Origin of the sequence: Bacteroides sp. (assembly GCF_052357945.1) — a bacterium.
Lineage (GTDB): Bacteria > Bacteroidota > Bacteroidia > Bacteroidales > Bacteroidaceae > Bacteroides.
Window position 1 is genome coordinate 117304 of the sequence record NZ_DAWCXD010000004.1, and the last position, 7093, is coordinate 124396.

3 protein-coding genes and 2 pseudogenes are annotated in these 7093 nt (G+C 41.7%); 3 read left to right on the forward strand and 2 right to left on the reverse strand.

The features are described 5' to 3' along the window. Window positions 1–78: 78 nt before the first annotated feature. A pseudogene (locus tag ACT8YW_RS02495) lies at window positions 79–722 on the reverse strand (FecR family protein); the annotation flags it as partial. On the opposite strand from ACT8YW_RS02495, the pseudogene ACT8YW_RS02500 reads away from it, so the two are divergent. From ACT8YW_RS02500 to ACT8YW_RS02510, 3 genes and pseudogenes are all read left to right on the forward strand, one after another. Continuing rightward, a pseudogene (locus tag ACT8YW_RS02500) lies at window positions 718–2013 on the forward strand (beta-galactosidase); the annotation flags it as partial. The pseudogenes ACT8YW_RS02495 and ACT8YW_RS02500 sit on opposite strands and share 5 nt — an antisense overlap. Window positions 2014–2139: 126 nt before the next feature. Next, window positions 2140–3234, forward strand: a complete 1095-nt coding sequence (locus ACT8YW_RS02505) for a cellulase family glycosylhydrolase (protein WP_444103872.1) — start codon at window positions 2140–2142, stop codon at window positions 3232–3234. A gap of 115 nt (window positions 3235–3349) precedes the next feature. Next, a complete protein-coding gene (locus ACT8YW_RS02510) occupies window positions 3350–5344 on the forward strand; it encodes a glycoside hydrolase family 97 protein (protein WP_444103873.1) in 1995 nt (664 codons plus the stop codon). Between the two features lie 154 nt (window positions 5345–5498). On the opposite strand, the gene ACT8YW_RS02515 is transcribed toward ACT8YW_RS02510, so the two are convergent. After that, window positions 5499–6707: a hexokinase gene (locus ACT8YW_RS02515; RefSeq protein WP_004307069.1), complete on the reverse strand. Its 1209-nt coding sequence runs from the start codon at window positions 6705–6707 to the stop codon at window positions 5499–5501. Between the last annotated feature and the right edge of the window lie 386 nt (window positions 6708–7093).

Below are 7093 nucleotides of genomic sequence, written 5' to 3' on the forward strand. Positions count from 1 at the left end.
ACCCGGGTGTCGTACAATTTAATACTACCAAATGAAATCAATTTGAAGCTATACGATTAAGTATGTATTAGTACAAACTTATTTCCGTACAATCCTACTCACCTCTATACGCTGCTTTTCAAACTTCTCATTATTGCTGTTGCGGTTACTAACCTCTTTACAGCGAATAGGTGCACTCATTTCAAGCAAGCGCAAAATCTCATTTAAAGCTTCTCCCTCAAAAGTCGCTTTATAGGAATACTTCCCTAATTCGGCGTCTTTCAGAATAAATTCCATGTTATAAGTCTGTCCCAAACGCTTGAATACATATTCCAACGGGTCATCTCTAAAAATGAGTATTCCATCTTTCCATGAGCACCATTTGTAAGTATTGGTTTTGTTGACGTTATACAAAGCAGTTACCAGATTATAGTCTATTTTCTCTCCCGGTGAAAGGGAAATTGTTTTTTTCTTGTCAAGAGTTACTGCTACCTTTCCTTTTACTAATGTCACTGCCGTTACATTGTCCGAGGTATATGCATTCACATTGAATGCTGTGCCGGTAGCTTCTACAGTCAGTTCTTTCGTTTTTACGATGAACGGATGCTCCTTGTCGGATTCTACTTCAAAATAGGTTTCACCTTGCATTGAAACCACTCTTTGCTTATCATTGAATTGAGTCGATACTTTAGAGAACTTCCGGCATTTAGCCAAACCTTAGAGCCGTCGGGTAGATTCACTACCAACCTGATACCTATTTTCAATCCGGTCGATCCGGTACGGATCGATCATCCGGACTTCCTGACCTACACCCGCTATCTGGTGACCGGACATAATCAGGGAATAGGCAGCCAGGGTTTCCGGATGGGTATTCCGGAAGATCTCGGTTTCTCAAACGACCAGTTCCGTAATCGCGTAGGTAAAGCCTTTGGAGTTATGGAACTCCAACCCGGCCAGGTGAACTGGAGAGTGTATAACCCCCAACCTTTACCCGGTGCCATCCGTATGTGGGTGTATCACGTCTTTGCAGGTGGTGGGAAATTCGTATGCAATTACCGTTTCCGTCAACCTCTGAAAGGCAGTGAGCAATATCATTACGGTATGATAATGACTGATGGGGTAACTCTTTCTCCGGGCGGTGAAGAATATGTACGCATTACGCAGGAGATGAAAAAACTGCGTGCCGCCTACGATAAGAAAAATCGTATGCCCGGTCAACTGGCCTCCCGGCGTATTGGTTTACTTTTCGATATGAGTAATTATTGGGAAATGGAGTTTCAGCGGCAGACAGATCAATGGCGGACGATGGCTCATGTGCATAAATATTACAATCTGCTAAAATCTTTTGCAGCTCCCGTAGACGTGATTTCGGAGAAAGAGGATTTTTCCGCTTATCCTTTCCTGATAGCTCCTGCCTATCAGTTGCTTGACAACAAGCTGGTGGAACGTTGGACTGAATATGTGAAGAATGGAGGACATCTGATCCTGACTTGCCGTACCGGTCAGAAAGACCGTGACGTCAAACTGTGGGAGGCTCCTTTGGCTGCTCCGATCCATCAACTGGCCGGAATAAATAGCCAGTATTATGACCATCTGCCCCACAATCTGTACGGAAAGATCGATTTCGAGGGTAAGGAATTTGCCTGGAATAATTGGGGAGACGTACTGACACCGGCTGCCGGAACAGATGTGTGGGCTGTCTATACAGACCAGTTCTATAAGGGAGCTGCTTCCGTGATACACCGCAAACTGGGTAAAGGAACGGTCACTTATATCGGAACGGATACCGATGACGGCAAACTAGAAAAAGAGGTAGTGCATCGTGTATATACGGAAGCAGGAGTATCGACCGAAGATCTGCCGTACGGAGTAGTGAAAGAATGGCGCGACGGTTTTTACATCGCTTTAAATTATACATCGGACGTTCAGGAAATAGCCATTCCCGACAAGGCGGAGATACTGATCGGCAGTGCACGCCTCGAACCTGCGGGAGTAGTGGTGTGGAAAGAAAAATCAGACAACAGGCATAAATAATCAGCTGACAGGAAAAATGAAGATAAAGAATTTGGTCTTTTATACCCTTTACGGGTTTACTCTCTTTGTTTGATCTTAAGATAAAAAATGAACAAATAGATTTATATATTAATCAATTGAAATAGCATGAAAAATAAATGGTGTGTTAATGTTGTGTTTTTATTCTTTTGGGGGATATGTGTGTGCGCCTGTACACAGGATTCTAATTCTTCAAACAACAGCCGTTGGTCGGAAGAGAAGATACAGGAATGGTATGACAATCAGCCTTGGTTGGTAGGTTGCAATTATATTCCGGCAACGGCAATCAATCAGATAGAAATGTGGAGTGCGGTTACTTTCGATTCTGAGCAGATAGACAAAGAACTTTCATGGGCACATGAACTGGGCTTTAATACCTTACGCGTTTTCTTGAGCAGTGTTGTATGGCAAAATGATGCAACAGGAATGAAAAAACGTGTGGATGAATTCTTGAATATTTGTCGGAAGTATTCAATCCGTCCTATGTTTGTGTTCTTTGATGATTGTTGGAATCCAGAGTCGGCTTATGGCAAACAACCGGAGCCGAAGCCGGGAGTTCATAATTCCGGATGGGTACAGGACCCTTCATGCAGCTTGCGCAAGGATACGCTGACTTTGTATCCTTTTCTACAAGAGTATGTCAAAGATATTATACGCACTTACGCTCATGATGACCGGATATTGATGTGGGATTTGTATAATGAACCCGGAAATAGTAAACACGAGGAAACCTCTTTGTCTTTATTGACCAATGTTTTTCGCTGGGTACGCGACTGTAAACCGTCACAACCGATTACTGCCGGTGTCTGGGACTATAATTCTCCCCGCAAGAATGTTCTGAATGCATTTATGCTGAATCATTCGGATATTATCTCTTATCATAATTACGATAATGAGGCACAGCATGCCGAGTGCATCAAGTTTCTAAAGATGCTTAACCGTCCGTTGATCTGTACCGAATATATGGCCCGCCGCAATGACAGCCGTTTTTGCAATGTCCTTCCTCTGATGAAAAAAGAAAAGACCGGAGCTATTAATTGGGGATTTGTTGCAGGAAAGACAAATACTATTTTTGCTTGGGATGAAGTGATTCCGTCGGGAGAAGAGCCGGAGTTATGGTTCCATGATATTTATCGTTCTAACGGAGTACCTTTTCAGCAGGAAGAAGTCGATTGCATAAAATCTCTGACAGGAAAAAGATAGAATCCCGTATTCATTTTTCATTTCTGTTTTTTAGTTTTCATATAGGTTACTATAATATATTATTTTATTTTTGCATCATTCTTCTTATGATTTGATAACTACTATAATTAAAACCATGAAAAAACTGAAGATTTTATTATTTCTATGTGTTGTCGCATGTACGCTTACGGTACAAGCACAAAAACAATTTACCTTGAACTCTCCGGATGGGAGACTCCAAACAACTATTACCGTCGGTGATAAGTTGACTTATGACATCCATTGTGACGGACGTCAGATACTGGCTTCTTCTCCAATTTCAATGACATTGGATAATGGAGAAGTTTGGGGAGAGAAAGCAAAGTTGGCCGGCACTTCCGGGAAAAAAGTAGATCAGATGGTTCCTTCTCCTTTCTATCGCGCCAACGAACTAAGAGATTACTATAATGAACTGACTCTCCGGTTTAAGAAAGATTGGAACGTAGAGTTTCGTGCTTACAATGATGGTATTGCATATCGCTTTGTCAGCCGGTCGAAGAAACCTTTCAATGTAGTGGATGAAACTGTAGATTACCGTTTCCCGTCCGATATGGTAGCCTCTGTTCCGTATGTAAAAGCGGGGAAAGACGGTGATTACGAATCCCAATATTTCAATTCTTTCGAGAACACTTATACTACTGATCGATTATCGAAACTGAATAAAAAACGTTTGATGTTTCTGCCGTTAGTAGTGGATGCTGGTGAAGGTGTCAAGATTTGTATCACAGAATCCGGTTTGGAGAATTATCCCGGTCTCTATTTATCTGCTGCTGAAGGGGAAAACCGGTTGACGGGTCAATTCGCTCCTTATCCCAAGAAGACGGTGCAGGGCGGACACAATCAACTTCAGATGTTGGTGAAAGAGCGTGAAGCTTACATTGCCAAAGTAGATAACCCCCGAAGTTTTCCATGGCGAATGAGCATTGTTACCACTTCCGATAAAGATTTGGCGGCAAGCAACTTGAGCTATTTGTTGGCTGCTCCTTCCCGTCTGACGGATATTTCATGGATCAAACCCGGTAAAGTGGCATGGGATTGGTGGAATAACTGGAACTTGGATGGCGTTGATTTTATCACCGGAGTAAATAATCCGACTTATAAAGCATATATTGATTTCGCTTCTGCAAACGGAATAGAATATGTAATCCTTGATGAAGGTTGGGCAGTCAACCTGCAGGCGGATTTGATGCAAGTAGTGAAAGATATTAATCTGAAAGAACTGGTAGATTATGCAGCTTCCAAAAATGTAGGTATCATTCTTTGGGCTGGTTATTATGCCTTCGATCGTGATATGGAGAACGTTTGCCGTTATTTTGCCGACATGGGAGTCAAAGGCTTTAAGGTCGATTTTATGGATCGTGACGATCAGTATATGACAGCATTCAATTATCGGGCTGCCGAAATGTGTGCTAAATATAAATTGATTCTCGATTTGCATGGAACGCATAAACCGGCCGGCTTGAATCGTACCTATCCGAATGTGTTGAACTTTGAAGGGGTTAATGGCTTGGAACAGATGAAATGGAGTCCGGCTTCGGTCGATCAGGTGAAGTATGACGTACTGTTGCCTTTCACCCGTCAGGTTTCCGGTCCGATGGATTACACCCAAGGCGCGATGCGTAATGCTTCGAAAGGTAACTATTATCCTTGTAACTCGGAACCTATGAGCCAGGGAACTCGCTGTCGCCAACTTGCTCTGTATGTGGTATTCGAGTCTCCTTTCAATATGCTGTGCGATGCGCCAAGCAACTATATGCGCGAACTGGAATCGACCGAATTTATTGCCAATATTCCGACCGTATGGGATGAAAGTATCGTGCTTGATGGCAAAATGGGAGAGTACATCGTAACGGCACGCCGGGCAGGAAATGTCTGGTATGTAGGTGGAATTACCGATTGGACGGCACGTGATATTGAAGTAGATTGTTCCTTCTTGGGCGACAAGACATACGATGCTACATTATTTAAGGATGGAGTGAATGCCCACCGGGTTGGACGTGATTATAAATGTGAATCTTTCCGGATAAAGAATGACAGTAAGTTGAAGATTCATTTGGCACCCGGAGGCGGTTTTGCACTGAAGATCAAATAATAGCTACTTTAGGTTCTATATTCTATCTAAATATTGAACCGGATTTAATAAGTCTGAAATAGGTTCGATGCTGTATCAGTAAATTTGATACAGCATCGAATTTTTATGAACAGGCCGATTGAGGACCTGCCGTGCAATGACAAATTAGAACGTGTCAGGATAATGCCGCAATACCTGTTCCTATCAGATTGGCATTATTCATACTTTTTATGTCGATCTCTACGTCTTCCAAACCAAATAAACTGAAGAGTTCCCGTAATTTCTCCATGACAATCATATTATAGTTTTTATCTTTTCTGTTCTTGCTCCAGAAAAGACTTCCTTCGGCAACCAGGCAAATTCTCCTTATCTCCTTATTGTATGACTTTAGCAACATGATAAGCCCTGTAAGTGAAGCTGCAACCAATTGCGCCGATCTGCCATATATCCACTGTGCTACCTGCACATACACTTCTTTATAAATATCGGGATAGTTCATGATAGAGGTAAGCTTTTGTGCATCGAATTTTTCTTCAAATTCTTCCAGAGGGAAAGTCGCTTTTAGAATGTCTCCCAAGTACATGCCGGATACAGCTTTCTCGAAACGTTGTCTTCCCGGATTGTCGGAGATTACATCTACCGTATTATCTACTGCGGTGAGGAATGGCGGATGGAAGTTCCCCGACTCCAGATTAACGGGAATCAATCCATCGACCTTATGTGACGGACTTAACTTCTTAATTTTGTCAGCCGGAATAAAAGTAGCCATATTGGTGCCTGTTCCCACAATCAGACCTATATATGCATCGTAACTGCTGTCGGTAAGTCCTGCAAATAAACTGGCTACGGTGTCATTAAGCACTTTTATATTCGTAAACTTGATTTTATTTCTTTCGTTTAGATAGTCCAGCAAAGGCTTCCCTACCACTTCTCCGATCATCTCTTTTATGTCAACTCCTTTTGTCCAGCGTAAGAGTTTGGCATCTCCGCTTGGCACAGACTCTGTCGGATAAGAAAAGCAATATCCGATTGGCATTTCTTTCTCCCGTTTTATTCCGGTAATCATGTCTGCCAATTCTTTGAATAACTCCTCGCGGGTATAGCCGGGAGATTTCATAACCGACATGTCTTTCTTCCAACCATTGTTGGGGTGAATGGTTGGAGGAACTTTACTGAAGTCAACGATTGCCACCCGATAATTGGTTCCTCCCAAATCAAGCACTAATGATTTACCATTAATACTACTTGCTTTCGGAGTGATAAAAGTTGGAATGCATTGTATCTCTGCATTTTCAGTGTTCAATCCCTCTTCTACTTTTGCTTTGAATGAACGGGCAATTTCTTTGAGTTGCTCATTATCTAACTGAAAAATATTCTTCTCCATGATATTGACTTTTATTGTGTATACTATGATATATATGAATAACAACTGAAAAGGAATTTTGCTCGGTCGGTCGGTATACGGTATATGGATTCGGCCGGATTCCTGATTTATCTCTTTCTTTTTTGCTCTTTCCTAAAAAATAACCTTTCGTTGAATTCAAGTTCTCCTGCAAATGATTTTTCATTTTCATTTCTCATGTTCTCATAAGTGGTATGGTATTTGTTTGTAAATCAATAATATAATGCTATGAGAAATAAAGTGTAAAATGGTATTTCTCATAGTATTTCCATCATTTATCCTTAAAAAAGCTGCATTTCTCATCGGTTTCAACTCATTTCTCCTCTTATTCTCATACTCCTTTTATCTGTTTTGCTTATTTCTCATGC